This window comes from Hydrogenophaga sp. UC242_50 (assembly GCF_042697355.1).
Lineage (GTDB): Bacteria > Pseudomonadota > Gammaproteobacteria > Burkholderiales > Burkholderiaceae_C > Hydrogenophaga.
This window is the reverse complement of the sequence record NZ_CP170553.1, coordinates 3431323-3455225: the sequence shown is the minus strand read 5'-3', so window position 1 is coordinate 3455225 and position 23903 is coordinate 3431323. Positions and strand designations below refer to the sequence as shown.

The following is a 23903-nucleotide window of genomic DNA, read 5'->3' as shown; positions in this document are numbered from 1 at the left end:
AGAGTGGCGGGCATGTCAACCGCCACCGCCATCCGGCCCGCCACGGGCATCACCCTGCGCACCGAAGGCGCCGTCGCCACCCTGGTGCTGGACCTCGCGCAACCCAAGAACACCTTCCGCACCGCCGACGTGCAACGCCTGGGCGCGCTGCTGGACGAGGCGCTCGCCAGCGGCGCGCGCTGCCTGGTGATCCAGGGCGCCGGCCCGGTGTTTTCCGCCGGCTGGGACATCGGCTCCATCGACCCGGCGGCCGACGACCCCATGGCCCTGATCGCGGACGTGGTCGGCCCGTTCTGCCGCCGCCTGCGCGAGCTGCCCGTGCCCACCATCTCTGCCGTGACCGGCCCGGCGCTGGGCTTCGGCTTCGGGCTGGCGCTGTGCTGCGACCTGTGTTTCGCCGAGGACGGGGCACTGTTCGGCAGCCCGTTCCGCCACATCGGCATGGTGCCCGACAGCGGCACCCACCACTTCTTGCTGAGCCGCCTGGGCCACGCGCTGGCGGCCGAGCTGATCTACACCGGCCGCCTGCTCAGCGGCACCGAGGCCGCGCGACTGGGCCTGATCAACCGCGCGCTGCCGCGCGAGCAGCTCGCCGCCGAGGTGGCGAAGACCGCGTTGGCCATCGCCGCCGGGCCGACGCAGGCGCTGCGCCTGTCGAAAGAGATCCTGCTGCAGGGCGGTGACTTCGACGCCATGTTCGCCCACGAGGGCCGCCAACTGGCCCAGGTATTCGCCACCGCCGACCTGAAGGAGGGCATCGCCGCCTTCCAGCAGCGCCGCCCACCCGTGTTCCAGGGGCGCTGAAGCGCGCCATTCCCCAACCATCCCTTTCAATATGACGGAAGCCTACATTCTTGACGCCGTGCGCACCCCGCGCGGTCGGGGCCGCGCCAGCGGCGGTCTGCACGAGGTGCCTTCGGCGCGCCTGGCCGGGGGCCTGCTGGGCGCGCTGCGCGACCGGCACGGCCTGGACACCTCGCAAGTGAACGACGTGATCCTGGGCTGCGTCGAGCCGGTGCAGGAGCAGGCGGCCGACATCGCCAAGAGCGCGGTGTTCGCCGCCGGCTACGACCAGGCGGTGCCCGGCATCCAGATCAACCGCTTCTGCGGCTCGGGCCTGGAGGCCTGCAACTTCGCGTCCGCGCTGGTGAAGTCCGGGCAGGCCGAACTGGTCATCGGCGGCGGCGTGGAGAGCATGTCGCGCGTGCCCATGTTCACCTCGGGCGGCCCCTGGATCACCGACCCGCAGCTCACCATCCCCAACCGCATCGTGCCCCAGGGCATCTCGGCCGACCTGATCTCCACGCTCTACGGCTACAGCCGCCAGGACGCGGACGCCTACGCGGTCGAGAGCCAGCGCCGCGCGGCCCAGGCCTGGCGCGAGGGTTACTTCGACCGGTCCGTGGTGCCGGTGCGCGACCTCAACGGCCTGGTGATCCTGGCGCGCGACGAGCACGTGCGCGGCGACACCACGATGGAGACGCTGGCCAAGCTGGAACCTTCGTTCACCGCGCAGGGCGAGAAGATGGGCTTCGACGCGCTGGCGCTGCACCGCTACCCGCAGCTCGGCGGCATCGAACACATCCACCACGCGGGCAACTCCTCGGGCATCGTGGACGGCGCCTCGGCCGTGCTCATCGGCACGAAGGAAGCGGCGGCCGCGCAGGGCCTGAAAGCCCGCGCCCGCGTGCGCGCCTTCGGCACCGTGTCCACCGAGCCCACCATCATGCTCACCGGCCCGGCGCCGGCCGCGCAGGCCGCGCTCAAGCGCGCCGGCATGAACGCGCGCGACGTGGACCTGTTCGAGTGCAACGAGGCCTTTGCCTCCGTCGTGCTGCGCTTCATGGAGGTGCTGGACGTGCCGCACGACCGCGTGAACGTCAATGGCGGCGCGATCGCCATGGGCCACCCGCTGGGCGCCACCGGCGGCATGCTGCTCGGCACCCTGCTCGACGAGCTGGAGCGGCGCGACCTGAGCACCGGCGTGGTCACGATGTGCGTGGGCGGCGGCATGGGGTCCGTCATGGTCATCGAGCGCGTCTGAGCGCCACAACAACAAGCAACTGGAGCGAAACAATGGTGGATTACACGGTGGACGCGGACGGCATCGCGACCCTGACGTGGAACGTGGCGGACCGGCCGATGAACGTGCTGAACACGGACTCGATCGCGGCCTTCGGCGCGGCGGTGAACCGCGCGGTGGCGGACGCGGCCGTGCGCGGAGTGATCGTGACTTCGGCGCGGCCCGAGTTCCTGGCCGGCGGTGATCTGGAATTCATCCGCACCATCTCGAGCGCGCAGCAGTCCATGGACATCACCGGGCCGCTGAGCGCCACGCTGCGCCGCATCGAGACCTCGGGCAAGCCCTTCGTGGCCGCCATCAACGGCACGGCGCTGGGCGGCGGGTTGGAGGTCTGCCTGGCCTGCCACCGCCGCATCGCCGTGGACGATCCCAAGCTGCAGCTCGGCGTGCCCGAGGTGACGCTGGGCCTGCTGCCCGCCGCTGGCGGCACGCAGCGCCTGCCGCGCATGATCGGTATCAAGGCCGCGCTGCCCTACCTGCTCGAAGGCCGCAAGGTCGGGCCGCAGAAGGCGCTGGAGGCGGGCATCGTGGACGAGGTGGTGCCGGCGGCCGAGCTGCTGGCGCGCGCGAAACACTGGCTGCTGAACGAGGGCGCGAGCGCCACCGTCAAACCCTGGGACGCCAAGGGCTACAAATTCCCCGGCGGCACACCGCAGTCGCCCGGGCCCACGCAGGTGTTCTTCGGCGTGTCCGGCCACCTGCTGAGCAAGACGCAGGCGCTGTACCCGGCGCCCGAGGCCATTCTGGCGGCCGTGTACGACGGCTGCCAGGTCGACATCGACACCGGCCTGCGCATCGAGCAGCGCCAGTTCGCGCGCCTGGCGACCTCGCCCGAGACCAAGAACATGATCCGCACGCTGTTCTACGCCATGGGCGACGCGAACCGGCTCGCGGGCCGGCCCCAGGGCGTGCCGCCGCGCAAGTTCGGCAAGGTGGCGGTGCTGGGCGCCGGCATGATGGGCGCGGGCCTGGCCCATGTGTGCTCGGTGGCCGGGCTGGAGACGGTGCTGCTGGACGTGAGCCTGGAGGCCGCCGAGAAAGGCAAGGCCTACGGCGCGAAGATCCTCGACGGCCAGGTGCGCCAAGGGCCGGCTGGACGCCGCGCAACGAGACCAGACCCTGGCGCGCGTGAAGACCACCACCGACATGGCCGAGCTCGCGGGCTGCGGCATCGTGATCGAGGCGGTGTTCGAGGACCGCGCGGTCAAGGCCGACGTGACGCGCCGCGCCGAGGCCGCGATGGACGCCGACGCCATCTTCGCCACCAACACCTCCACGCTGGCCATCACCGGCCTGGCCGAGGTGTCTTCGCGCCCCGCGTCCTTCGTGGGCCTGCACTTCTTCTCGCCGGTGGAGAAGATGCCGCTGGTGGAAGTCATCCGTGGCGGGAAGACCGGCGAGGCCGCCGTGGCGCACGCCATGGACTTCGTCAAGCGCATCCGCAAGACGCCCATCGTGGTCAACGACTGCCCGGCCTTCTACGCCAACCGCGCCTTCGGCATGTACCCCTTCGAGGCCATGACCATGCTGGCCGAGGGCGTGAACCCGAACCTGATCGAGAACGCCGGGCGCCTGGCCGGCATGCCCATGCCGCCGCTGGCGCTGATCGACGAGTTCTCGGTCGAGCTGCTGCACAAGGCCATGAAGCAGGGCCGCCTGGACCAGGGCGCGGCCTACCGCGAGCAGCCGCAGGACGAGGTGCTGGTCGCCATGGTGGACGAGCTGGGCCGCCCGGGCCGCAAGGCCGGCAAGGGCTTCTACGACCACCCCGCCGAGGGTGGCAGGACGCTCTGGCCGGGCCTGGCGCGGCGCTTCCCGCTGGCGGAAGAACAACCGAGCCTGGACGAGGTGCGCCAGCGCCTCATGTACTCGCAGTCGCTCGAGGCGGCGCGCTGCGTGGCCGAGGGCATCGTGAGCACGCGCGATGCGGATGTGGGCTCGCTGCTGGGCTGGGGTTTCCCGTCCGTGCTCGGCGGCGCCATCAGCCACATCGACATGGTGGGCGCGGCCCGCTTCGTCGAGGCCTGCGACCGCCTGGCCCAACGCCACGGCCCGCGCTTCGAGGCGCCGCAGGCGCTGCGCGACATGGCCGCGTCGGGCGGCCGTTACCACCCCGTCTGATCCACCCACCGAAGGAGACCGACATGAAGCACCGCAGCACCCTGATCCCATGGGCCGCCCTGTCCCTGGCGGCGCTGGCCTGGCCCGCGCTGGCCCAGCAGCAGGGCGTGAGCAAGGACCAGTTGCTCATCGGCTCCATCCTCGACCTCTCCGGCCCGCTCGCGGGCTACGGCAAGGACCTGCGCAACGGCATGAACCTGCGCATCGCCGAGGTGAACGAGCAGGGCGGGGTGCACGGCCGCAAGCTGGTGCTGCGCGTGGAGGACAACGGCTACGACCCCAAGCGCGCCGTGCTCGCCGCGCAGAAGCTGGTGAATCAGGACAAGGTGTTCGTGATGGTCGGCATGCTGGGCGCGGCGAGTGCCAACGCGGCCATGCCCACGCTGGCGCAGAAGAACGTGATGAACTTCTTCCCCATGGCCCTGGCCAAGGACATGTACGAGCCGGTGGACAAGCTCAAGTTCGCTTTCGTCTCGTCCTACATCGAGCAGATGACGCGCGCCACGCCGCGCCTGTACAAGGAAAAGAACGCCACCAAGGCCTGCACCCTGTACCAGGACGATGACTATGGCCAGGAGGTGATGAAGGGCGCGGAGATCGGCCTGAAGAGCATCCACGTGGAATTCGCCGAGCGCACCACCTACAAGCGCGGCGCGACGGACTTTTCATCGCAGGTGGCGCGCCTGCGCGCGGCGAATTGCGACTTCGTGGTGCTGGGCACGGTGATCCGCGAGACCGTGGGCGCCATCGCCGAGTCGCGCAAGCTGGGCTACAACCCGACCTTCCTGACCTCGGTGGGCGCCTACACCGACCTGATTCCGCGCCTGGGCGGCAAGGGCATGGACGGCCTGTATTCGACCATGATGGCGCAGGTGCCCTACGAGGACGATGCTTCGCAGCCGCTGCGCTTCTGGGCCAACAAGTACAAGACCGCCTACAACGAGAACCCCACCGTGTTCTCGACCTACGGCTACGTGATCATCGACCGGCTGGCGACCGCGCTGCAGAAGAACGGGCCCAACGTGAGCACCGATGCGCTGGCGAAGACGCTGGAATCGCTCAAGGTGCCGAGCGACATGTTCGGCATGCCGGCCATGAGCTGGTCGCCCACCAGCCACCTGGCCACCAGTGAGGCGCGGCTCTCGCAGATCCAGAACGGGCGCTGGAAGGTCGTGCTCGACTACGACCAGATGATGAAATGAACCGAGGGCCGGGGCCTACTTCTCGGCCATGAAACCGAGCAGGAACAGGCGCGTGATGCGCTCGCAGAGTTCGTCGGACTTCATCGGGCCGCCGGGCCGGTACCAGTAGTCGGTCCAGTTCAGCATGCCCAGCAGCATCATCGCGTAGGGCTTGTAGACGCCGTCTTCCAGCCCGGGGTGGAGTTCGCGCAGCAGGTCGGCCACCTGGTCGGTCACCTTCTTCTCCAGCTGGCGCAGCGGCGTCTGCATGGCCTTGGGCAGGAACTTCACGTCGTTCATTGCGATGACGTGGCGGCGGCGCGATTGCGCCGACTTCTGCGCGTAGGTCTGCACGAAGGCGGCGAAACGCTCCTTCACCGGCCGGTCGCCGGCCACGGCCTCGTCCACGCTGGCGATCACCCGTTCCAGGTGCTCCGTCAGCATGGCGCTGAGCAGGTCGTCCTTGGTCGGGAAGTAGTGGTAGAGCATGGACTTGGTCGCGCCGCAGGCCTGCGCGATGTCCTGCATCTTGGCGTTGGGGTAGCCCACCTTCGCAAAAAGCGCGGCGGCGCTGTCCATGATGGATTGGCTCTTGGCGTCGTAGTCGTCGGATCGCACGCGTGGCATGTCTGTTTCCTCTCAGAGGCCTGAGAGTGTACCCCGTTGAATTTGCCCGCCCGCCTTGCGCCCAGGGCTTTAAATAACCCGACGTGTCGGTCTATAATAGTGGCAGAACCCTTTGGAGACCGTTTCCATGACCCTGCCTTACTTCAGCGAACCCGACATCGTCGACGAGGACCTGCGCATGGTGCGCGAGCAGCTGCGCCGCTATGTGGACGAGGTGATCGTGCCCCATGGCGACGCCTGGGAAGCCAGCGGCGAGATCCCGCGCCACGTCTTCACCGACCTGGGCGCGATGGGCTTCCTGGGCATGCGCCACCCGGTCGAATATGGCGGCGGCGGGCTGGGGGCCCTGTCCTCGCTGGTGCTGGGCGAGGAGCTCTCGCGCTCGACCTACGGCGGCGTGGCTTCCGCGCTCACGGTGCACAGCGACATGTCGCTCTCGCACATCGCGCACCGCGGCACGCACGAGCAGAAGCAGCGCTACCTGCCGGCGGCTTGCGCGGGCGAGAAGGTGGGCGTGATCTGCGTGACCGAGGCGCACGCCGGCTCCGACGTGGCGGGCCTGAAGACGCGCGCCGAACGCACCGACGGCGGCTGGGTGATCAACGGCTCCAAGATGTTCATCACCAACGCGGTGTTCGGCGACATCTACATCGTGGCCGCGCGCACCGACCCACACGCCAAGGGCAGCAAGGGCCTGTCGCTGTTCATCGTGGAGAAGGGCAACCCGGGCCTGAAGATCGCGCGCAAGCTGGACAAGCACGGCTGGCGCTCGTCCGACACGGCCGAGCTCTACCTGGAAGACCTGCACGTGCCGCACGACGCGCTGCTGGGCGAGGAGGGCAAGGGCTTCTACTACATCATGAGCACCTTCCAGAACGAGCGCTTGGTGATCGGCGCGCTCAGTTCGGGCACGGCCTCGCGCGCCATCGAGCTGACGGTGGAGTACGTGAAGCAGCGCCAGGCCTTCGGCAAGTCGCTGTGGGACCAGCAGGTGGTGCGCAACAAGCTGGCCTGGATGGCCTCGAAGACGGCGGCCGTGCGCTCGCTCACCTACCAGTGCGCGCAGATGATCGACGAGGGCAAGGACATCGTGCGCGAGGTCTCCATGCTCAAGTGCTTCGCCGCCGAGACCCTGCAGGAGGTGGTGCACACCTGCCTGCAGCTGCACGGCGGCACCGGCTACATGATCGGCACGCCGGTGGAGCGCATGGCGCGCGACGCGCGCATCCTCACCATCGGGGGCGGCGCCACCGAGGTGATGCTCGAAGAAGTCGCCAAGCGCATGTGAGCGGGGGCCACGCACCATGAGCGGACCTCTGCACGGCGTCACCGTCATCGAACTCGCGGGCATCGGCCCCGGCCCCTTCGCCGGCATGATGCTGGCCGACATGGGGGCCGAGGTGATCCGGATCGACCGCATGCCCCCGCCCGGCGGCGGCAGCGCGCTCGAGGCGCTGATGCGCAACGACAGCGTGGTGGACCGGGGGCGCCGCTCCATCGCGCTCAACATGAAAGACCCGCGCGCGGTGGAGACCGTGCTGCGGCTCGTGGACAAGGCCGACATCCTGATCGAGGGCTTTCGCCCGGGCGTGACCGAAAAACTCGGCGTCGGCCCGAAGGACTGCCTGGCGCGCAACCCGAAGCTGGTCTATGGCCGCATGACGGGCTGGGGCCAGACCGGGCCGCTGGCCCAGGCCGCCGGCCACGACCTGAACTACATCGCGCTCTCGGGCGCGGTGCACGCCATGGGCCCGGCCGACCGGCCACCCGCCGTGCCGCTGAACCTGGTGGGCGACTACGGCGGTGGCGGCATGCTGCTGGCGCTCGGCGTGGTCGCCGCGCTCTATGAAGCGCAGCGCTCGGGCCAGGGCCAGGTGGTGGACGCGGCCATCACCGACGGCGCCGCCGTGTTGATGGCCGCGCAGTATGGCCTGCAGGCCAAGGGCTTCTGGCACGAGGAGCGGGCGAGCAACTTCCTCGACGGCTCGGCGCATTTCTACGGCAACTACCTTTGTGCGGACGGGCGCTACCTGTCGGTCGGCGCGATCGAGCCGCAGTTCTACCGGCTGCTGCTGGAGAAGTGCGGCATCACGGATGCTCACTTCGCGCGGCAGTGGGAGCGCGCCGAGTGGCCCGCGCTGCGCGAGAAGCTGGCGGCGCTGTTCCTGCAGAAGAGCCGCGACGCCTGGTGCGAACTGCTCGAAGGCAGCGACGCCTGCGTGGCGCCCGTGCTCAGCATGGCCGAGGCGCCGGCGCACCCGCACAACCGCGCTCGCGGCACCTTCGTGGAGCAGGGCGGGGCGGTGCAACCCGCGCCCGCGCCGCGCTTCGACCGCACGCCCAGCGAGCTGCCGGCTGCCGCGCCCGCGATCGGCCGCGACAGCCGGGACATCCTGCGCTCGCTCGGGCGCAGCGACGCCGAGATCGACGCGCTGGTGGCCGCCGGTGTGGTGCACGGGGCGCCGGACTGAGATGGCCGGCACGCCGCCGCCCCCGGTGACGCGCCGCCAGGTGCACCTGCGGCGCATCCACTGCGAAGGCTTCGAGCGCGACGACGGGCTCTTCGACATCGTGGGCACGCTGATCGACACCAAGCCGTTCCCGATCGAGCTGGAAGAAAAGAGCGTGGGGGAGAACCAGCCCATCCACCACATGAGCCTGTGCCTGACCATCGACCGCGACCGGCTGATCCACGGCGTGGAGGCGCACACGGTGGAGGGGCCGCACGCCGTGTGCGGCGCCATCACCGAGAGCTACCGCCGCCTGATCGGGCAGCGCATCCAGCCCGGCTTCATCCTGGTGCCAAGCGCCTGTTCCGGGCCGAGCTGGGCTGCACCCACATGACCGAGCTGCTGCCGCCCATCGCCACCACCGCCTTCCAGATGCTGTGGAGCGGCGCGGACGACGTGACCGACCGCGAGCAGCCCGAGCACCGCAACTCGCCCCTGGGCGGCTGCCACGCGCTGAAGACCGACGGCGAGATCGTGCGCCTGCATTTCCCCGAGCAATACACCGGCAAGGCCGGAGGAGACCCTACATGAGTGGCGCACCCGCCGTGCTGTTCGAGGTGGCCGATGGCATCGCCACCCTGACCCTCAACGAAGCCGCGCAGATGAACCCCATCAGCCTGGGCATGCGGCAGGGCTGCCTGCAGGCGCTGGAGCGGGTGCGCGAGGAGGCTTCCGTGCGCGCGCTGATCCTCACCGGCAGCGGCAAGGCCTTTTGCTCGGGCGCCAAGCTGTCCGACTTCGATCCCGACCGCCCGACCCATGGCGGCACCAGCGCGGGTGGTGCGATCGGCGACATGATGGCCGACGCGGGCAATCCGATCGTGACGGGCCTGCGCGCGCTGCGCGTGCCGGTGGTGTGCGCGGTCAACGGCGCGGCGGCCGGCGGCGGTGTGGGCCTGGCGCTGGCGGCCGACATCGTGATCGCGGCGCGCTCCGCGTTTTTCTACCTGCCGTTCGCCCCGGCGCTGGGCCTGGTGCCGGACCTGGGCGCGAGCTGGACGCTGCCCCGCGCGGTGGGCCGCGCCCGCGCGCTCGGGCTGACGCTGCTGGGCGATCGGCTCTCGGCCCAGGACGCGGCGCAATGGGGACTGATCTGGGCCTGCGTGGACGACGCGGAGCTGCCCGCCCAGAGCCTGCGGCTCGCGCAGCGGCTCGCCCGCCTGCCCGCCCATGCCGTGCACGAGGTGCGCGGGCTCTACGAACAGGGCGGCAGCCACAGCTTCGAACAGCAGGTGGCCCTGGAGCGCGAGCGCCAGATGGAACTGGCGGATCGGCCTGCCTTTGCCGAAGGCGTGCGCGCCTTTCTGGAGAAGCGCGCCCCCCGGTTCTGAGCGCGAGAAGACCAGAAGAAGAAAAAGGGGAGGGAACCGCCGCCGTGTGACGGCCACCCTGAGGAGACAGACAGCATGAAGACAGCGGGGCGCAACGACCCTTGCCCGTGCCTGAGCGGAAAGAAGCACAAGCATTGCTGCCTGGCGGGTGGCGGCGGTGTGCCTGCGCCGCAGGCGGATGCGCTGCACCGGATGGGCCTGTGGGCTCTGGAGGCGGGTGACGCCGCGGCCGCGCTGGACCACCTCACGCGCGCCACGCTGGCCCGGCCCCGGTTTCCCGAAGCCCACTACCACCTCGGCCTGCTTCACATGCAACAGGGCCTGCTCGACCAGGCCGCGGTGCACTACCGCCAGGCGATCGCGATCGCGCCCGGTTTTCTGCAGGCGCATGCCAACCTCGGCGTCGTGTTCAACCGCCAGGGGCAGCCGCTGCAGGCGCTCGATTGTTTCCTTCAGGCGCTGTCGATCCACGAGGCCGTGGAAGTGAAGATCGGCGTGGCCGAATGCCTGCAGCGCCTGCCTCTCCAGGCCTTGCAGCGCCACCTGCGGCCGGTGCTCGCGCGCGCGATCGCCGAAGCCTGGCGGCGCCCCGAGGAGCTGGCGCGCGCGGCCAGCGCGCTGATCCTGTGCGAGCCGCACCTGCAAGGCGCCATCGGGCAGGAAGGCCCGATGACGGTGCAGGCCCTGGCGCCCTGGCGCGAGGACCGCCTGCTGCTGGCCCTGCTGGAGAGCGCCACGGTGTGTGACGTGGTGCTGGAGCGTTGCCTGACCCAGGCGCGCGCGGCGCTGCTGGCCGAAGCGCTGGCGCCCGTTGCCCCTGAGGAAGGTCTGTGGGCCTTGCGGGGCGCGCTCGCGCGGCAGTGCTTCATCAACGAATACGCGTGGGTCCGCAGCGCGCCCGAAACCGGGCAGCTGGCGCAGCTCCAGGCCCGGATCAACGCCACGCTGGACACGGGTGGCCTGCCGCAGGCGCACGAGCTGCTGGCGCTGGCCAGCTACCGGCCGCTGCACACCCTGGCCCACGCCGACGCGCTGTCGGCCCGGCCGTGGCCCGAGGCGCTGCGGGCCGTGATGCGGCAGCAGATCGACGACGTGCGGGAGGAAGAACGCCTGCGCGAGCGCCTGCCGCGCCTGACCACCATCGGCGAAAACACCTCGTGTCGCGTGCGGCGGCAGTACGAGGAGAACCCTTACCCGCGCTGGACGCGCCCTTCGCTGTTCCCCGCGCCCTTGTCGCTCGACGACCGCTTGCGCGGGCAGGTCCCTCAGGCGCGCTTCCAGCCCCTGGGCGAGCGCCGCAGCATCGACATCCTGGTCGCGGGCTGCGGCACCGGGCGCCACTCGACCGAGACCGCGAACCACTACCGGGGCGCGCAGGTGCTCGCGATCGACCTGAGCGCCCGCAGCCTGGCGTATGCGATGCGCCAGGCGCGGGCGCTGGGCCTGGCGCGCATCGAATACGCGCAGGCCGACCTCCTGCAGCTCGGTGCGATCGATCGGCGGTTCGACCTGATCGAATCGGTCGGCGTGCTGCACCACCTGGCCGAGCCCGAAGCGGGCTGGCGCGCCCTGTTGCCGCTGCTGCGGCCGGGCGGCCTGATGCTGATCGGGCTCTACAGCGAACTGGCGCGCGCGCCGGTGGTGGCGGCGCGCCGCTTCATCGCCGAGCGCGGTTTCCCGGCCACGGCCGACGGCATCCGCGATGCCCGCGCCGCGCTGATGGCCTGCGATGGCCCCGAAGCCCTCCGACGGCTGACCACCTTTGGCGACTTCTTCGGCCTCAGTGCCTGCCGGGACCTGCTGTTCCACGAGCAGGAGCACCGCACCACGCTGCCCGCCATCCAGGCGCTGCTGCGCCGGCTGGGCCTGGACTTCGTGGGCCTGCACGTGGAGCCCACGGTGCGCCAGCGGTTCCGCGCGCGCTTCCCCGACGAAGGCGCGGCGCACGACCTGGGCCTGTGGCACCGGTACGAAACCGAGCACCCCGAGACCTTCGTCGGCATGTACCAGTTCTGGGTGCAGAAGCGCGCGTGAGCCGGCGTTGATCAGCCCATGAGGCGAGGCCAGGTGCTCTTGAAGATGTCGCAGAACCGCTCGGCCAGGCGCGAGAGAGGGCGCTCGCCGTGGTGCATCAGGCGCGCTTCCAGTTGCGCCTCGCAGCGGTAGGGCAGCGACACCAGGCCCGGGAACGCCTTGCCGGCGACGGCGGTCGCATCGACCACGGCGATGCCCGCGCCCGCCAGGCAGTACCAGCAGGCGGCCTGGCCTGAGCGCACTTCCACGGAGGCGCGGATTTCCTCCGCGTACTCGCCGTACAGGTCGCGCGGCGAGATGCCGTAGCTCAAGGACTGTGGGAACGAGATGATCTGCTGCCCCCGCAGGTCGGCGGCGCGGATGGAGCGCCGCGACGACAGCGGGTGGCCCTTGGGCATGACGCAGACGAGGCCGCAAGGGTACCGGGACAGAAGCTCGAGGCTCGGATGGGGCTGGACGCCCATCGTGACGCCGATGTCGGTGGTGCCGTCGAGCAGCGATTGCACCAGCAGATGCGGCACCAGTTGCTCGATGCGCACCACCGCCAGCGGTGTCATGCGGATCAGCTCCTGAACGACGGTGGGCACCACCGTGGCGCCCAGGCTCGCCGACACCCCGACCACCAGCGTGCCCCCACTGGGATTCGAGAGCTCGTGGGACAGATCGCGCACGCGTTCGACGCGCTCCCAGAGCCGCTCGACCTCGGCATACAGCCGGTGCGCTTCGGGCGTGGGCACCAGGCGGTTCTTGACGCGCGCGAAGAGCTGCAGCGCGTTGCGGCGCTCGGCCCCGGCCAGCAGCTTGCTCACGGCCGGCTGGCTGATGTGCAGCAGTTCGGCCGCGCCCTTGATCGATCCGGTCTGCATGACGTGGCGAAAAACTTCCATCTGGCGCAGGTTCATGGCATCGACGAGAGATTAACCAAAGGTTATCAGCGTACACCAAGAATTCAATTTACCCAGCGCGCGCGCCGCCCAACAATGGCCTGGCGTTCGATACATCCCAGGAGACAAACATGATCCGTTCCACGTTCCGCGCGACCGCCGGCGCGCTGCTGTTGGCGCTGGCGGCCGGCCATGCGCACGCCCAGCTCGCCGACGCCGAGAAGTACCCGAACAAGCCGATCCGCTTCGTGGTGGCCTTCGCCGCCGGCAGCGCCACCGACACCGTGGCCCGTTTCGTGGGCGCCCACATCACCAAGGTCACGGGGCAGCCGGTGGTGATCGAAAACAAGCCAGGCGGCAATGGCTTCCTGGCGGCGAGCTTTGTCGCCAAGGCGCCGCGCGACGGCTACACGGCCCTGGTCACCACCCAGACCACGCACGCCGCCAACCCCGCGTTGTTCAAGCGCTTGCCCTACGACCCCGTCAAGGACTTCACGCCCATCGCCACCGTCAGCAAGGGCGCCACGGTCCTGCTGGCCCGCAAGGACTTCCCCGCCAACAACGTGCGGGAGCTGACCGAGCTCGCGAAGAAGAGCCCAGGCAGCCTGACCTTCGCCAGTTCCAGTGCCTCCGCCCGCGCCGGTGGCGAGCTCTACAAGCTGCTGGCCGGTGTGGACCTGCTGCACGTGCCGTACCAGAGCCCCTCGCAGATCATGACGGACATCGCCGGTGGGCGCGTGGACCTCACCTGGTCGGACGGGCTGAACGCGATGACCAACATCCGCAGCGGCAAGATGAAAGCCCTGCGCAGCCACCGGCGCGGAGCGCATGAGCAGCACGCCCGACATTCCCACCTTCGCCGAACAGGGCCTGACCGACTACCAGCTGTACGCCTGGACCGCCGTCTACCTGCCGGCGCAGGCGCCGGAGGCCGTGGCGCGGCGCCTGAACGAACTGGTGCGCGAGGCCATCGTCAGCGACCCCAGCTACTTCCGCCAGAGCGGCAGCGAACCCAATCCCTTGACGCTCGAGCAGTTCGCCCGCTTCCAGGAGAAGGAGATCGCGCTCTGGGCCCGCATCGTCAAGGCCGCGGGCATGGAGCAGGAGTGACACGGCATGGCCGATGAAAATGTGCTGCTGGCTTCGCGCGACGGGCATGTGCTGCTCCTGAAGCTGAACCGGCCGGAACGCCGCAATGCGCTGTCGAAGGCCCTGATCCACGCGCTGTCCGAGGCGGTGCTGGCGGCGGGCGAAGACGGGGTCACGCGCTGTGTGGTCCTGACGGGCGAAGGTCCGGTGTTCTGCTCGGGCGCCGACCTGAAGGAGATGGGTCAGCAGGACGAACGCGCCAGCGAAGGCGAGGCCCCGCCGTGGCGCGGTCCGAACGCGCGCATCGAGCGCACGGTGTTCGAGGTCCTGCTGGACTGCCCGGTGCCCGTGGTGGCCGCGCTCAACGGAAGCGCGATGGCCGGTGGTTTCGAGTTGGCGCTGGCCTGCGACATCCGCCTGTCCCACTGGGGTGCGCGCTTCGGCTTGCCGGAGGCCAGGATCGGCCTGGGCGCGAACTTCGGCTCCGTCATGCTGGCCCGCCGCGTGGCGCCCGCGCTCGCGATGGAGCTGCTGTGCACGGGCGACGCCATGGACGCCGGGCGCGCATGGCACAGCGGCCTGCTCAACGCCCTGGTGGAAGAAGACCAGGTGCTCGCCAGCAGCATGGCGCTGGCGCAGCGGATCGCGTCGAACGCGCCGCTGTCCGTGCGGCGCATGAAGGCCAACGCCCTGAAGACGCTGGACATGCCGGTGGCCGCCGCGCTGCGCATGGAGATCGGCCCCAGCCCCTACACCAGCGAGGACCGCCGCGAAGGCGTGCGGGCCTTTCTCGAGAAGCGCGCGCCGGTGTGGCGCGGCCGCTGATCCCCACCTTCCGCCAACGACCGAACCCGATGACCCAACCGAGACCCGGTGGCGTGCCGCCACGCCTTTTCAATCCGCGCAGCATCGCCATCGTCGGTGCTTCCGCCGACCCGCTCAAGCTGAGCCACAGACCCCTGGAGTACCTGCGCCACGGCGGGTACGCGGGCGAGATCTTCGTGGTCAACGCGCGCGCCGACGAAGTGGCCGGCCTGCGTAGCTACGCCCGCATGGCCGATCTGCCGGCCGTGCCCGATGTCGCGTTCCTGGTGGTCCCCGGTGCGCAGGCCCTGCAGGCGGCGACGGAATGCGCCAAGCTCGGCGTGGGCTCGGCCGTGGTCGCGTCCACGGGCTTCGCGGAGGCGGGCGAGGAGGGCGCCGCGCGCCAGCTCGCGTTGACGGCGCTCACCCGGGAATGGGGCATCCGCTTCGTCGGGCCCAACACCAACGGCCTGTACGCCACCCACCAGCGCCTTTCGCTGGGCTACAACGCGGCGCACGCGCAGGTGCTCGCCGAAGGGCCGGTCTCCATCGTCTCGCACAGCGGCGCGCTGTTTTCCACCTTGTCCGCCCGCATGAACACGGGTGGCGTGGGTCTGTCCAAGTTCGTGGCGGTGGGCAACGAGGCGGACCTGGACATGCTCGACTTCTTCGAGTACCTGGTGAACGACCCGCAGACGCAGGTGATCCTGCTGGTGCTGGAGGCCTTGCGCGACGGCACCCGTTTCCTGGACATCGCCGCGCGCGCCCAGGCCGCGGGCAAGCCGGTGGCCGTGCTCAAGCTGGGCATGACACAGGCGGGCGCGGCGTCCACCAATGCGCATTCGAGCCGCCTGGCGGGCAGCGCGCGCGCCTACCGCGCCTTGCTGGACGCCGCGGGCGTGGCCCAGGTGAGTTCCGTCGAGGCGCTGGTGGCCTTCGCGCGCCTGGTGCAGAGCCAGCCGCCCGGTTGGCAGCCACGAGGCCTCGGGCTGGGGGTGCTCACCGCCTCGGGCGGCGGTGGCACGCTGATCGCCGATGCGGCGGTGGCCCAGGGACTCGAGGTCGCCGCCCTGAGCGACGCGGCGACCCAGGCCCTGACCCGCATCAAGGGATCGCCCGGCCTGCTGAACCCGCTGGACGTCACCAGCGTCGGCGGGACGCCCAGCAGCGGCGCGACGGCGGCCCTGCTGGCGGGCGATGGGCCGGTGGACGCCGTGGTCGCGTTCCTGCACACCTTGCCGTCGGCCGTGGGCCGGGAAACCTTCGCGCGCGCCATTGGCGATGCCCGGCGCGGCAGTGGAAAGCCGCACCTGGTCATCGCACCGGGCACGCTGCCCGCCGAGCAGGCGGCGCTGCTGGCATCCCAGGACGTGCCCGTCTTCACCGACAGCGCCAGCGCCATGGAAGCCCTGGCGGCTTTCATGAAAGCCGCGCGCAGCCGGCGATCGCGTGGGCCGGCAGACCCTGAGGTGAACCTGAGTGCCCTGCCGGCGGGCGCCGCCGGTCAGGCGCGCGCGCTCAACGAAATCGCCGCCATGCGCTTGTTCACCGAGGTCGGCATCCGCTGCGTGGCGCGCGCCATCGTGGCGGATGCCGCGGCGGCGAAGGCCTTCGCGGCGCAATGCGGCACCCCCATCGTGCTCAAGGGCGTGGTCGACGGGATCGAACACAAGTCGGACGTGGGGCTGGTGCAGCTCCATCTGGACACGCCCGACAAGGTGGCGCAGGCCTTCGAGCGCATCGGGCGCGCGATGGCGGGCTTGCCGGTGCCGGGCCACGTCTGCGCGCAGCAGATGATGCGGGGCGAACTCGAGCTCATCGTGGGTGTCGTGCACGAGGCCCCGCTGGGTCGCTTCCTGTTGATGGGCCTGGGCGGCCGGTACGCCGAAGCGATCGACGACGTGCAGCTGCTGCGCATGCCGGTGAGCCGCGACGAGATGCGGGCCTTCGTCCTGAAGGGCACCGTGGGGCGCGTCGTGACGGCCGCCCGATCGCCACGCGCCAGCACGCTGGAGGACCTCGTGGACGTGCTCGAGCGCCTGCAAACCCTGACCGCCAACCTTGGCCCCACCTTGCAGGCCATGGAAATCAACCCCTTGCTCATCGGCGACGCGGCACCCGTGGCGCTCGATGCCCTGATTGTTCTGACCACCGAAGGAGACCACCCGTGAGATTGGGCACCCTGCTGCGCGAAGGCGAGCACCACACCGTCCTGAAGCTGGACGACGACACCATCGTCGATCTGCACCTGGCCTTGCCGCTGCTTCAGCGCGAAGGCCAACTGAAGTGGCTTGCGCCTGGCGCGACCACCGACATCGTGCAACTGATCGCGCTGGATGAACGGGCGCTCGAGCTGGCCCAGGCGGTCGCGCAGGCCTTGCCCGGGCTCGGCGCCGCGCGGATCGCGCCCGATGCCTTGCGCCTGGCCGCGCCGATCCCGCGCACGCGCAAGAACGTCTTCTGCCTGGGGCGCAACTACGCCGAGCACATCCAGGAGGACAACACCTCGCGCGACAAGGCCACGCCCCTGCCCGAAGCGCCACAGTTCTTCACCAAACCCGCCACCTCGATCACCGGGCCGGACACCGACATCGAGCTGGACAGCGCGGTCACGCGGCGGCTGGACTACGAAGTGGAACTGGCCTTCGTCATCGGCCGGGGCGGCCGCGACATCCAGGCCAAGGACGCCTGGCGGCACGTCTTTGGCTACACCATCGTGAACGACGTGACCGCGCGCGACCTGCAGCGCCGCCACGACCAGTGGTTCAAGGGCAAGGGGCTGGACACCTTTTGCCCGATGGGGCCATGGATCGTGCACGCCAGCCAGATTCCCGACCCCCACGCCCTGCGCATTCAGCTGGACGTGAACGGCGAGCGCCGGCAGGACGCCAGCACCGCGGACATGATCTTCAGGATCCCGGCCATCATCGAGTCGCTGTCGGCCGGCCTGACGCTGGAGCCGGGCGACGTCATCGCCACCGGCACGCCCTCGGGCGTGGGTTACGCCATGAATCCGCGCTGCTTCCTGGCCGACGGGGATGTCGTCACCTGCCGCATCGAGGGCCTGGGCGAGTTGTCCAACCGGGTGCGGGCCCGCCCCGGGGCGGGCGTGTCCTGACTAGTTGGGCTGCGCGCCGGTCTCCTTGACCACCCGGGCCCACTTGGCCAGCTCCTTGTGCAGGTAGTCGCGCGATTCGGCGACGCTGCCGCCCAGGGGCTCGAAGCCGGTGGCGGCGAGCCTGGCCAGGAAGTCCGGGTCCTGCTGCAGGCGCGCCACCTCGCGGTTGACGCGCTGCAGGATGGCGTCGGGTGTCCTGGCGGGCGCGAACACGCCGACCCAGGTCACGTCCTCGAAGCCGGGGAAGCCCGATTCGGCCACGGTGGGCACGTCCGGCAGCGCGGCGGAGCGCTTGGAGCCGGTGACCACCAGGCCGCGCACCCGGCCGGACTTGACCAGCTCCACGGCCGCCGGCAGCGCCACGCTGGCCAGCTGGGTCTGCGCGCCCATGATGGAGTTGAGCGCCGGCCCCGCGCCCTGGAACGGCACGTGCGTGACCGGCACCTTGCCCAGCACCTTGAAGAGGTACTCGGCCGTCAGGTGCGGCGTGGTGCCCGCGCCGGCGGTGCCGTAGTTGTAGGTGCCGCCCTTGGCCTCTTCCATCACCTCCTTGAGGTTGCGCGGCTTGAGCGAAGGCGCGATCGCGATCAGGTTCGGGCTGGAGGCGACCAGGGTGCGCCAGCGTCAGGTCTTTCTCGGCGTCGAAGCCGAGGTTGCGCTGCATCGACGGGTTCACCGCGTACGAGCTGGTGTTGATGAGCAGCGTGTAGCCGTCGGGCTCGGCGCGCGCCACCAGGGCCGAGGCCACGCTGCCGCCCGCGCCCGGGCGGTTGTCCACCACCACGCTCTGGCCGAACACCTCGCCCAGCTTCTGGCCCAGCAGGCGGGCGATGATGTCCGCCGGCCCCGCGGGCGCGAAGGCGACGACGAGGCGCACCGGCTTGGTGGGCCAGGGGGCAGAGGAGGCCGGCTGCTGGGCCAGGCCGAGCGCTGGGGCGGCCAGCAGGGCGGCCGCCAACAGGGTCCGCGCAAGGGATCGACGTTGCATGGTGGTTTGTCTCCTTTTGTTGTGAGGGGGATGCGCGCGCCGTCAGACCGTCTTCAGCACATGGCGCGCCATTTCTTCCCGGGTGCAGATCCAGACGTCGTCCGCGGCTTTGACGCGCGCCATGATTTCGTCGTAGACCCAGGCGCCGGACGGCCGGCCCATGACGTGCGTGTGCGCGGTGACGTCCAGCATCAGCGGCGCGCGCTCGGCGCGCATCGCGGCGAAGGTGTCGTCGAAGGTGTCGAGCATGTGGCGCGGGCCCTGGCCGTAGCGGATGCAGGTGGGCAGGTCGTTCACATCCATGGTCAGCGGGATGCCGACGATGCGCTGGCCGCCGAAATCCATCACGTAGGGGCGGTCGTCGTCGTTCACGTCGCCGTGGTGCAGGTAACCGGCCTCGGCCAGCAGGCGCGAGCTGATCGGGCTGCCCGTGCCGCGCGGGCTGATCCAGCCCGTGGGCGCGACGCCGGCCGTCTTGGTGAGCAGGTCGTGGTTGCGCCGCAGGTTGGCGCGCTCGCCGGCCTCGTCGAAGTACACCGGGATCACGTCCATGCCCCACGAGTGGTTGATGACCTCATGGCCCAACTCGGCGAGCTGGCGCACCGTGGCCGGATCGCGCTCGCAGATCACGCCGTTGACCATGATGCTGGTCTTGACGGCGTGCTTTTCGGCGATGGCCAGCAGGCGGTGGATGCCGCGCGTCAGGCCGAACGAGGCCCACGAATGCGCGTTGGTGTCGAAGAAGCCGGGCTTGAGCACGTTGCCCATGGGGCCGATGCCCGGCGCCTGGCCATCGGACCAGGCTTCGTAGGCGATGTTGAAGATGACGGCCAGCTGGCGGCCTCCGGGCCAGCGGAAGTCGTCGGGCAGTCGGGTCACGCGGGGTTCCATCAATGGTTCTCCTGGGCAATGGGGTTGGACAGCAGGCCGACGCCGTCGATCTCGATCTCGATGCGGTCGCCGGGCTGCATCCACACGGGGGGCTTGCGCGCATAACCGACGCCGGCCGGCGTGCCCATGGCGATCACGTCGCCGGGCTCCAGCGTGAGCACTTCCGAGAGCAGCACCAGCGCCTGGGCCACCGTCACCACCATGTGGCCGGTGTTGTCGCTCTGCATCACGCGGCCGTTCAGGCGCGACTCGATCTTCAGCCCGGTGGCGCCCGGCGGCAGGTCAGCCGCAGGCACCAGCCAGGGGCCGAACGCGCCGGTGCCGTCGAAGTTCTTGCCGATGGTCCATTGCGGCGTGCGGCGCTGGTAGTCGCGCAGCGTGCCGTCGTTGAAGCAGGCGTAACCGGCGACCGCCTGCAGCGCGTTGGCCTCGGTGAGGTGGCGCGCGCGCTGCCCGATCACCACGGCCAGTTCGGCCTCGAAGTCCAGCTTGTCGGAGACGCGGGGCCGCACCAGCGGCGCCTGGTGCGCGATCAGCGAGGTGGCGCCGCGCATGAAGAAGGCCGGGTACTCGGGTGCCGCGTTGCCGCCCTCGGCCGCGTGGGCGGCGTAGTTCAGGCCCAGGCAGATCACCTTGCCGGGCCGAGGCACGGGCGTGAGCCACTGGACGCGGGCGGCATCCAGGCGTTCGCCACGGGCCAGCGCCGCCGCACTGGCGCCGCCCGCCAGCCGTTGCAGCCAGGCGGCGGGGTCGTCACCCGCTGGCGCGGGGCCCAGATCGATGAGGTCGTCGCCCTGCTGGACGGCCCAATGGGCAGGCCCACCCGCAAGCGTTGCAATGCGCGCAAACTTTGGCATGATGTCGATAAATCCTTCGATACGTTGTTTTGTCGATAAAAATTATGCAACCGTTGTTGTTGTCGATAATTAAGTGAAAACCCTATGCAGACCGATGCCCCACCCGAGATTTCGACGCCCACGCTGACCCGCACCACCTACGACCGGCTGCGGGCCGACGTGCTGTCCGGCCGCTGGCAACCCGGCCGCAAGCTGTTGATGCATGAATTGCGCGAGCGCTACCAGGTGGGCGCGAGCCCGCTGCGCGAGGCGCTCAACCGCCTGGCCAGCGAGGAATGGGTGGTGCACAGCGACCAGCGCGGCTTCAGCGTGGCGCAGGCCACGCAGGCGCAGCTGGACGACCTGGTGTCCACGCGCATCGCCGTCGAGTCGATGGCCCTGGCGCAGGCCTTCGCGAAGCGCTCGGCGGCCTGGGAGGAAAAGGTGGTGCTGGCCTTCCACCGCCTGTCGCGAACGCCGCGCTCGGTGGGCGAGGCCGACTACGAGGAGAACCCGGAATGGGAGCGGCTTCACCGGGCGTTTCACGTCTCCCTGCTCGAAGGCTGCGGCTCCCCCCTGTTGCTGGGCTTCTGCGAACAGCTGTACGACCAGGCCTATCGCTACCGGCAGCTCGCGGCGCGCAAGGCCTACAAGCGCCGCAACGAGCTCGATGAGCACCGCGCCATCTTCGACGCGGTGATGGGCTCGCAGCTGGAAGAGGCGCAGCGCCTCATGGCCGAGCACTACCGGCGCACGGCGGGGATCTTCTTCGACGCCAGCGCCTAGGCCGGGGCGGGCGGCGCACCTGAACCGGCGGGGGAGCGGCAGGAAAATAATTCAACCGCAAGGAGCGGAGTGTCGGGAAGAGGGCGGGTTCCTAGACTCACTCCACCCTTTCGACACCAAGCGCCATGGCCATGCAGACCCGTTCCCTTTTCTGTTCCACCGACGACAGCACCGCGAAGCCCGACGCCAGCGGCTGGGCAGGCATGGCGCAGCGGCTGGACGCGCAGGGACATGCCGTGCTGCCTGGCCTCCTGACGGCGGCGCAATGCGAGGCACTGGCCGCGCTCTACCCGCAGGACAAGGGCTATCGCTCGCGGATCGTCATGGCCCGCCACGGATTCGGGCGCGGCGAATACAAGTACTTCGCGTACCCCTTGCCGGCGCTGATCGACCAGCTGCGCCATGCGCTGTACCCTCGGCTGGCACCGATCGCCAACCGCTGGAACCGGCAGCTGGGGATCGCGGTGCAATACCCCGACGAGCTGGATGATTTCCTTCACCGGTGCCACCAGGCCGGCCAGACCCGCCCCACGCCGCTGATCCTTCAATACGGCGAAGGCGACTACAACTGCCTCCACCAGGATCTGTATGGCGAGCACGTCTTTCCGCTGCAGGTGGCGATCCTGCTCTCGGAGCCGGGCCGGGACTTCGCCGGCGGCGAGTTCGTGATGACCGAGCTGTCCACCCGGGGCCAACGCGCGGAGGTCGTCGGGCTGCGCCAAGGGGATGCGGTGGTGTTCACCGTCCATCAACGGCCCGCGATGGGGCAGCGCGGCATCCGCAAGCTGGCCATGCGGCACGGCGTCAGCCGCGTCCGCAGCGGTCGGCGCCACACCGTCGGCCTGATCTTTCACGACGCGAGGTGAACATGCCATCGCTCGACCTTTTCGAGGCCACGGCGCAAGACGAGCGCCAGCGCCTGGGGCCCGCCGCGGTGGTGTTGCGCGGCTTCGCCTTGCCGTGCGTGCGTGAGCTGCTGCCCGCCATCGACGCCATCGAGGCCATCTCGCCGTTCCGGCACATGGTGACGCCCGGTGGCTTCACCATGTCGGTGGCATTGACCAACTGCGGCGCGCTGGGATGGACCACCGACCGGCGCGGCTACCGCTACAGCGCGGTCGATCCGGACACCGGCGCCCCCTGGCCGGCCATGCCGGCGGTGTTGGCCCGGCTGGCCGACCCAGGCGGCGGCCGCGGCGGGATTCGACGGCTTCGAGCCCGATGCCTGCCTCGTCAATCGCTACCGGCCCGGCAGCCGGCTTTCGCTGCACCAGGACCGGAACGAGCGCGACGACACCGCGCCCATCGTCTCCGTGTCGCTGGGCATGTCGGCCACGTTCCTGTTCGGTGCCAGGCGCGCACCGACCCCGTGCTCAAGGTGCCGCTGCACCATGGCGATGTGGTGGTGTGGGGCGGTGCCGATCGCCTGCGCTACCACGGCGTGATGCCGCTCAAGGAGGCGCCGCATGCGCTGCTCGGCAGCCAACGCCTCAATCTCACGTTCCGCAAAGCGGGATGACACCCGCCGACACCGAGTTTCTGCCATGAACACGACCCTTGCTTACGACACCGAAGACACCCGCTGGGCCGCCGTGCAGGCGCGGGACGTCGCCGCCGACGGCCATTTCGTCTACGCCGTGCGCACCACCGGCGTGTACTGCCCACCGAGTTCGATGGCGCGCAGTCCCAAGCGCGAGAACGTCGAGTTCTTCGACAGCGCCGAAGCCGCCGAGGCCGCGGGTTACCGCCCCAGCCGCCGCGCCCGCGCCGACCAGACCAGCGCCGCGGCCGAGCGCGCCGCGCTGGTGGCGCGCGCCTGCCGCGTGATCGAGGCATCGCAGACGCCTCCGTCGCTCGATGACCTGGCGCAGGAGGTGGGCATGAGCCCGTTCCACTTCCACCGCGTGTTCAAGGCCGAAACCGGGCTGACACCCAAGGCGTACAGCTCGGCCTACCGCGCCCGCAAGCTGCGTGGGGAACTGAGCAGCCCGCAGGCCTCGATCACCGATGCCATCTATGGCGCGGGCTTCAATTCCAACAGCCGGTTCTATGAAGCCGCTGACGATCTGCTGGGCATGCGCGCGCGCGACTACCGGGCAGGCGGTGCCGGCGCCGTCATCCGCTTCGCGGTGGGCCAGTGCTCGCTGGGCGCCATACTGGTGGCCCAGAGCCAGCGCGGCATCTGCGCGATCCTGCTGGGCGATGACCCCGAGCGGCTGGTGCGCGACCTGCAAGACCAGTTCCCCAAGGCCGAGATCATCGGGTGCGACGGTGAATTCGAAGACTGGATCGCCCAGGTGGTGGGGTTGATCGAAGCGCCAGCGGTCGGCCTGCACCTGCCTCTGGATGTGCAGGGAACGGCGTTCCAGGAACGCGTCTGGCGTGCGCTGCGCGAAATCCCGCCGGGCACGACCGCGAGCTACACGGAGATCGCCCGGCGCATCGGTGCTCCCAAGGCCGTGCGCGCCGTGGCGCAGGCCTGCGCGACGAACCCCATTGCCGTTGCGCATTCCCTGCCATCGCGTCGTGCGCCGCGATGGCGAACTGGCCGGCTACCGCTGGGGCGTGGACCGCAAGCGCGAGTTGCTGCGCCGTGAGCTCGAGGCGTGACAGGGATTTT

At 70.1% G+C, this 23903-nt stretch carries 20 protein-coding genes and 6 pseudogenes; 20 read left to right on the top strand and 6 right to left on the bottom strand.

The window, feature by feature from the left end; all coding sequences use genetic code 11:
* The first annotated feature begins 12 nt into the window (after positions 1-12).
* The 4 genes and pseudogenes from ACFJGX_RS17725 (at position 13) to ACFJGX_RS17710 (ending at position 5406) form a co-directional block, all read left to right on the top strand.
* The gene (locus tag ACFJGX_RS17725) at positions 13-804 is read left to right on the top strand and encodes an enoyl-CoA hydratase/isomerase family protein (RefSeq protein WP_382324801.1); all 792 of its coding nucleotides are present in this window, start codon (positions 13-15) and stop codon (positions 802-804) included.
* Positions 805-835: 31 nt separating this feature from the next.
* Positions 836-2044, top strand: a complete 1209-nt coding sequence (locus ACFJGX_RS17720) for an acetyl-CoA C-acetyltransferase (protein ID WP_382324803.1) — start codon at positions 836-838, stop codon at positions 2042-2044.
* A gap of 32 nt (positions 2045-2076) precedes the next feature.
* Positions 2077-4204 (top strand): annotated as a pseudogene (locus ACFJGX_RS17715) (3-hydroxyacyl-CoA dehydrogenase NAD-binding domain-containing protein).
* A gap of 23 nt (positions 4205-4227) precedes the next feature.
* The gene (locus ACFJGX_RS17710) at positions 4228-5406 is read left to right on the top strand and encodes an ABC transporter substrate-binding protein (protein ID WP_382324807.1); all 1179 of its coding nucleotides are present in this window, start codon (positions 4228-4230) and stop codon (positions 5404-5406) included.
* Positions 5407-5421: 15 nt separating this feature from the next.
* Here ACFJGX_RS17710 and ACFJGX_RS17705 read toward each other — a convergent pair whose 3' ends face one another.
* Positions 5422-6012, bottom strand: coding sequence for a TetR/AcrR family transcriptional regulator (locus ACFJGX_RS17705; RefSeq protein WP_382157993.1), 591 nt, complete (start codon positions 6010-6012; stop codon positions 5422-5424).
* Between the two features lie 127 nt (positions 6013-6139).
* Between ACFJGX_RS17705 and ACFJGX_RS17700 the strand changes: the two genes are divergently transcribed.
* The 6 genes from ACFJGX_RS17700 to ACFJGX_RS17675 all read left to right on the top strand — a co-directional run bounded on the left by ACFJGX_RS17700 (position 6140) and on the right by ACFJGX_RS17675 (position 11887).
* Positions 6140-7300 (top strand): acyl-CoA dehydrogenase family protein, encoded by a 1161-nt coding sequence (locus ACFJGX_RS17700; RefSeq protein ID WP_382324809.1) that lies wholly within the window; start codon positions 6140-6142, stop codon positions 7298-7300.
* A gap of 16 nt (positions 7301-7316) precedes the next feature.
* Positions 7317-8483 carry a CaiB/BaiF CoA transferase family protein gene (locus ACFJGX_RS17695; RefSeq protein WP_382324811.1) on the top strand — a complete coding sequence of 389 codons (1167 nt, stop codon included), beginning with the start codon at positions 7317-7319 and terminating at the stop codon, positions 8481-8483.
* Between the two features lies 1 nt (position 8484).
* The gene (locus tag ACFJGX_RS17690) at positions 8485-8856 is read left to right on the top strand and encodes a DUF2889 domain-containing protein (protein ID WP_382326679.1); all 372 of its coding nucleotides are present in this window, start codon (positions 8485-8487) and stop codon (positions 8854-8856) included.
* On the top strand, positions 8853-9053 hold the full coding sequence (locus tag ACFJGX_RS17685) for a hypothetical protein (RefSeq protein WP_382326677.1): 201 nt from the start codon (positions 8853-8855) through the stop codon (positions 9051-9053). Before ACFJGX_RS17690 ends, ACFJGX_RS17685 begins: the two co-directional genes overlap by 4 nt.
* A complete protein-coding gene (locus tag ACFJGX_RS17680; protein ID WP_382324815.1) occupies positions 9050-9853 on the top strand; it encodes an enoyl-CoA hydratase-related protein in 804 nt (267 codons plus the stop codon). Before ACFJGX_RS17685 ends, ACFJGX_RS17680 begins: the two co-directional genes overlap by 4 nt.
* A gap of 75 nt (positions 9854-9928) precedes the next feature.
* Positions 9929-11887 (top strand): methyltransferase domain-containing protein, encoded by a 1959-nt coding sequence (locus ACFJGX_RS17675; protein WP_382324817.1) that lies wholly within the window; start codon positions 9929-9931, stop codon positions 11885-11887.
* An 11-nt stretch (positions 11888-11898) separates the two neighbouring features.
* Here ACFJGX_RS17675 and ACFJGX_RS17670 read toward each other — a convergent pair whose 3' ends face one another.
* Positions 11899-12789, bottom strand: a complete 891-nt coding sequence (locus ACFJGX_RS17670) for a LysR family transcriptional regulator (RefSeq protein WP_382157981.1) — start codon at positions 12787-12789, stop codon at positions 11899-11901.
* Positions 12790-12902: 113 nt separating this feature from the next.
* Here ACFJGX_RS17670 and ACFJGX_RS17665 point away from each other — a divergent pair.
* The 5 genes and pseudogenes from ACFJGX_RS17665 to ACFJGX_RS17645 form a co-directional block, all read left to right on the top strand.
* Positions 12903-13526 (top strand): annotated as a pseudogene (locus ACFJGX_RS17665) (Bug family tripartite tricarboxylate transporter substrate binding protein); the annotation flags it as partial.
* 73 nt (positions 13527-13599) lie between these two features.
* Complete coding sequence (locus tag ACFJGX_RS17660; protein ID WP_382325602.1) at positions 13600-13881, top strand: tripartite tricarboxylate transporter substrate-binding protein; 282 nt, start codon at positions 13600-13602, stop codon at positions 13879-13881.
* A 6-nt stretch (positions 13882-13887) separates the two neighbouring features.
* Positions 13888-14685 carry an enoyl-CoA hydratase/isomerase family protein gene (locus ACFJGX_RS17655; protein ID WP_382324819.1) on the top strand — a complete coding sequence of 266 codons (798 nt, stop codon included), beginning with the start codon at positions 13888-13890 and terminating at the stop codon, positions 14683-14685.
* A gap of 29 nt (positions 14686-14714) precedes the next feature.
* The gene (locus ACFJGX_RS17650; protein WP_382326675.1) at positions 14715-16835 is read left to right on the top strand and encodes an acetate--CoA ligase family protein; all 2121 of its coding nucleotides are present in this window, start codon (positions 14715-14717) and stop codon (positions 16833-16835) included.
* On the top strand, positions 16832-17782 hold the full coding sequence (locus tag ACFJGX_RS17645) for a fumarylacetoacetate hydrolase family protein (RefSeq protein ID WP_382324823.1): 951 nt from the start codon (positions 16832-16834) through the stop codon (positions 17780-17782). The genes ACFJGX_RS17650 and ACFJGX_RS17645 overlap by 4 nt, the downstream gene beginning before the upstream one ends.
* On the opposite strand, the gene ACFJGX_RS17640 is transcribed toward ACFJGX_RS17645, so the two are convergent.
* The 4 genes and pseudogenes from ACFJGX_RS17640 to ACFJGX_RS17625 all read right to left on the bottom strand — a co-directional run bounded on the left by ACFJGX_RS17640 (position 17783) and on the right by ACFJGX_RS17625 (position 20518).
* On the bottom strand, positions 17783-18325 hold the full coding sequence (locus ACFJGX_RS17640) for a tripartite tricarboxylate transporter substrate-binding protein (protein ID WP_382326673.1): 543 nt from the start codon (positions 18323-18325) through the stop codon (positions 17783-17785). It lies immediately after the preceding gene.
* A 91-nt stretch (positions 18326-18416) separates the two neighbouring features.
* Positions 18417-18770 (bottom strand): annotated as a pseudogene (locus ACFJGX_RS17635) (tripartite tricarboxylate transporter substrate-binding protein); the annotation flags it as partial.
* A 42-nt stretch (positions 18771-18812) separates the two neighbouring features.
* The gene (locus ACFJGX_RS17630; protein WP_382324827.1) at positions 18813-19649 is read right to left on the bottom strand and encodes a polysaccharide deacetylase family protein; all 837 of its coding nucleotides are present in this window, start codon (positions 19647-19649) and stop codon (positions 18813-18815) included.
* 11 nt (positions 19650-19660) lie between these two features.
* Positions 19661-20518: a fumarylacetoacetate hydrolase family protein gene (locus ACFJGX_RS17625; RefSeq protein ID WP_382157966.1), complete on the bottom strand. Its 858-nt coding sequence runs from the start codon at positions 20516-20518 to the stop codon at positions 19661-19663.
* Positions 20519-20602: 84 nt separating this feature from the next.
* On the opposite strand from ACFJGX_RS17625, the gene ACFJGX_RS17620 reads away from it, so the two are divergent.
* The 5 genes and pseudogenes from ACFJGX_RS17620 to ada all read left to right on the top strand — a co-directional run bounded on the left by ACFJGX_RS17620 (position 20603) and on the right by ada (position 23893).
* Positions 20603-21283: a GntR family transcriptional regulator gene (locus ACFJGX_RS17620; RefSeq protein ID WP_382324829.1), complete on the top strand. Its 681-nt coding sequence runs from the start codon at positions 20603-20605 to the stop codon at positions 21281-21283.
* A 203-nt stretch (positions 21284-21486) separates the two neighbouring features.
* Positions 21487-22149: a 2OG-Fe(II) oxygenase gene (locus ACFJGX_RS17615; protein ID WP_382325606.1), complete on the top strand. Its 663-nt coding sequence runs from the start codon at positions 21487-21489 to the stop codon at positions 22147-22149.
* Positions 22150-22151: 2 nt separating this feature from the next.
* Positions 22152-22400, top strand: a pseudogene (locus ACFJGX_RS17610) (alpha-ketoglutarate-dependent dioxygenase AlkB); the annotation flags it as partial.
* Positions 22401-22404: 4 nt separating this feature from the next.
* A pseudogene (locus tag ACFJGX_RS17605) lies at positions 22405-22802 on the top strand (alpha-ketoglutarate-dependent dioxygenase AlkB).
* 25 nt (positions 22803-22827) lie between these two features.
* Positions 22828-23893: pseudogene (gene ada / locus ACFJGX_RS17600) on the top strand (bifunctional DNA-binding transcriptional regulator/O6-methylguanine-DNA methyltransferase Ada).
* Positions 23894-23903: the final 10 nt, after the last annotated feature.

Bases quoted from the DNA above. Each gene is read 5' to 3' on its own strand.
- ACFJGX_RS17705 (WP_382157993.1), bottom strand. From the start codon at position 6,012: ATGCCACGCGTGCGATCCGACGACTACGACGCCAAGAGCCAATCCATC.
- ACFJGX_RS17615 (WP_382325606.1), top strand. From the start codon at position 21,487: ATGGCGCAGCGGCTGGACGCGCAGGGACATGCCGTGCTGCCTGGCCTC.
- ACFJGX_RS17695 (WP_382324811.1), top strand. From the start codon at position 7,317: ATGAGCGGACCTCTGCACGGCGTCACCGTCATCGAACTCGCGGGCATC.
- ACFJGX_RS17725 (WP_382324801.1), top strand. From the start codon at position 13: ATGTCAACCGCCACCGCCATCCGGCCCGCCACGGGCATCACCCTGCGC.
- ACFJGX_RS17625 (WP_382157966.1), bottom strand. From the start codon at position 20,518: ATGCCAAAGTTTGCGCGCATTGCAACGCTTGCGGGTGGGCCTGCCCAT.
- ACFJGX_RS17640 (WP_382326673.1), bottom strand. From the start codon at position 18,325: ATGGAAGAGGCCAAGGGCGGCACCTACAACTACGGCACCGCCGGCGCG.
- ACFJGX_RS17660 (WP_382325602.1), top strand. From the start codon at position 13,600: ATGAGCAGCACGCCCGACATTCCCACCTTCGCCGAACAGGGCCTGACC.
- ACFJGX_RS17680 (WP_382324815.1), top strand. From the start codon at position 9,050: ATGAGTGGCGCACCCGCCGTGCTGTTCGAGGTGGCCGATGGCATCGCC.
- ACFJGX_RS17620 (WP_382324829.1), top strand. From the start codon at position 20,603: ATGCAGACCGATGCCCCACCCGAGATTTCGACGCCCACGCTGACCCGC.
- ACFJGX_RS17655 (WP_382324819.1), top strand. From the start codon at position 13,888: ATGGCCGATGAAAATGTGCTGCTGGCTTCGCGCGACGGGCATGTGCTG.
- ACFJGX_RS17670 (WP_382157981.1), bottom strand. From the start codon at position 12,789: ATGAACCTGCGCCAGATGGAAGTTTTTCGCCACGTCATGCAGACCGGA.
- ACFJGX_RS17700 (WP_382324809.1), top strand. From the start codon at position 6,140: ATGACCCTGCCTTACTTCAGCGAACCCGACATCGTCGACGAGGACCTG.
- ACFJGX_RS17650 (WP_382326675.1), top strand. From the start codon at position 14,715: ATGACCCAACCGAGACCCGGTGGCGTGCCGCCACGCCTTTTCAATCCG.
- ACFJGX_RS17720 (WP_382324803.1), top strand. From the start codon at position 836: ATGACGGAAGCCTACATTCTTGACGCCGTGCGCACCCCGCGCGGTCGG.
- ACFJGX_RS17690 (WP_382326679.1), top strand. From the start codon at position 8,485: ATGGCCGGCACGCCGCCGCCCCCGGTGACGCGCCGCCAGGTGCACCTG.
- ACFJGX_RS17675 (WP_382324817.1), top strand. From the start codon at position 9,929: ATGAAGACAGCGGGGCGCAACGACCCTTGCCCGTGCCTGAGCGGAAAG.
- ACFJGX_RS17685 (WP_382326677.1), top strand. From the start codon at position 8,853: ATGACCGAGCTGCTGCCGCCCATCGCCACCACCGCCTTCCAGATGCTG.
- ACFJGX_RS17710 (WP_382324807.1), top strand. From the start codon at position 4,228: ATGAAGCACCGCAGCACCCTGATCCCATGGGCCGCCCTGTCCCTGGCG.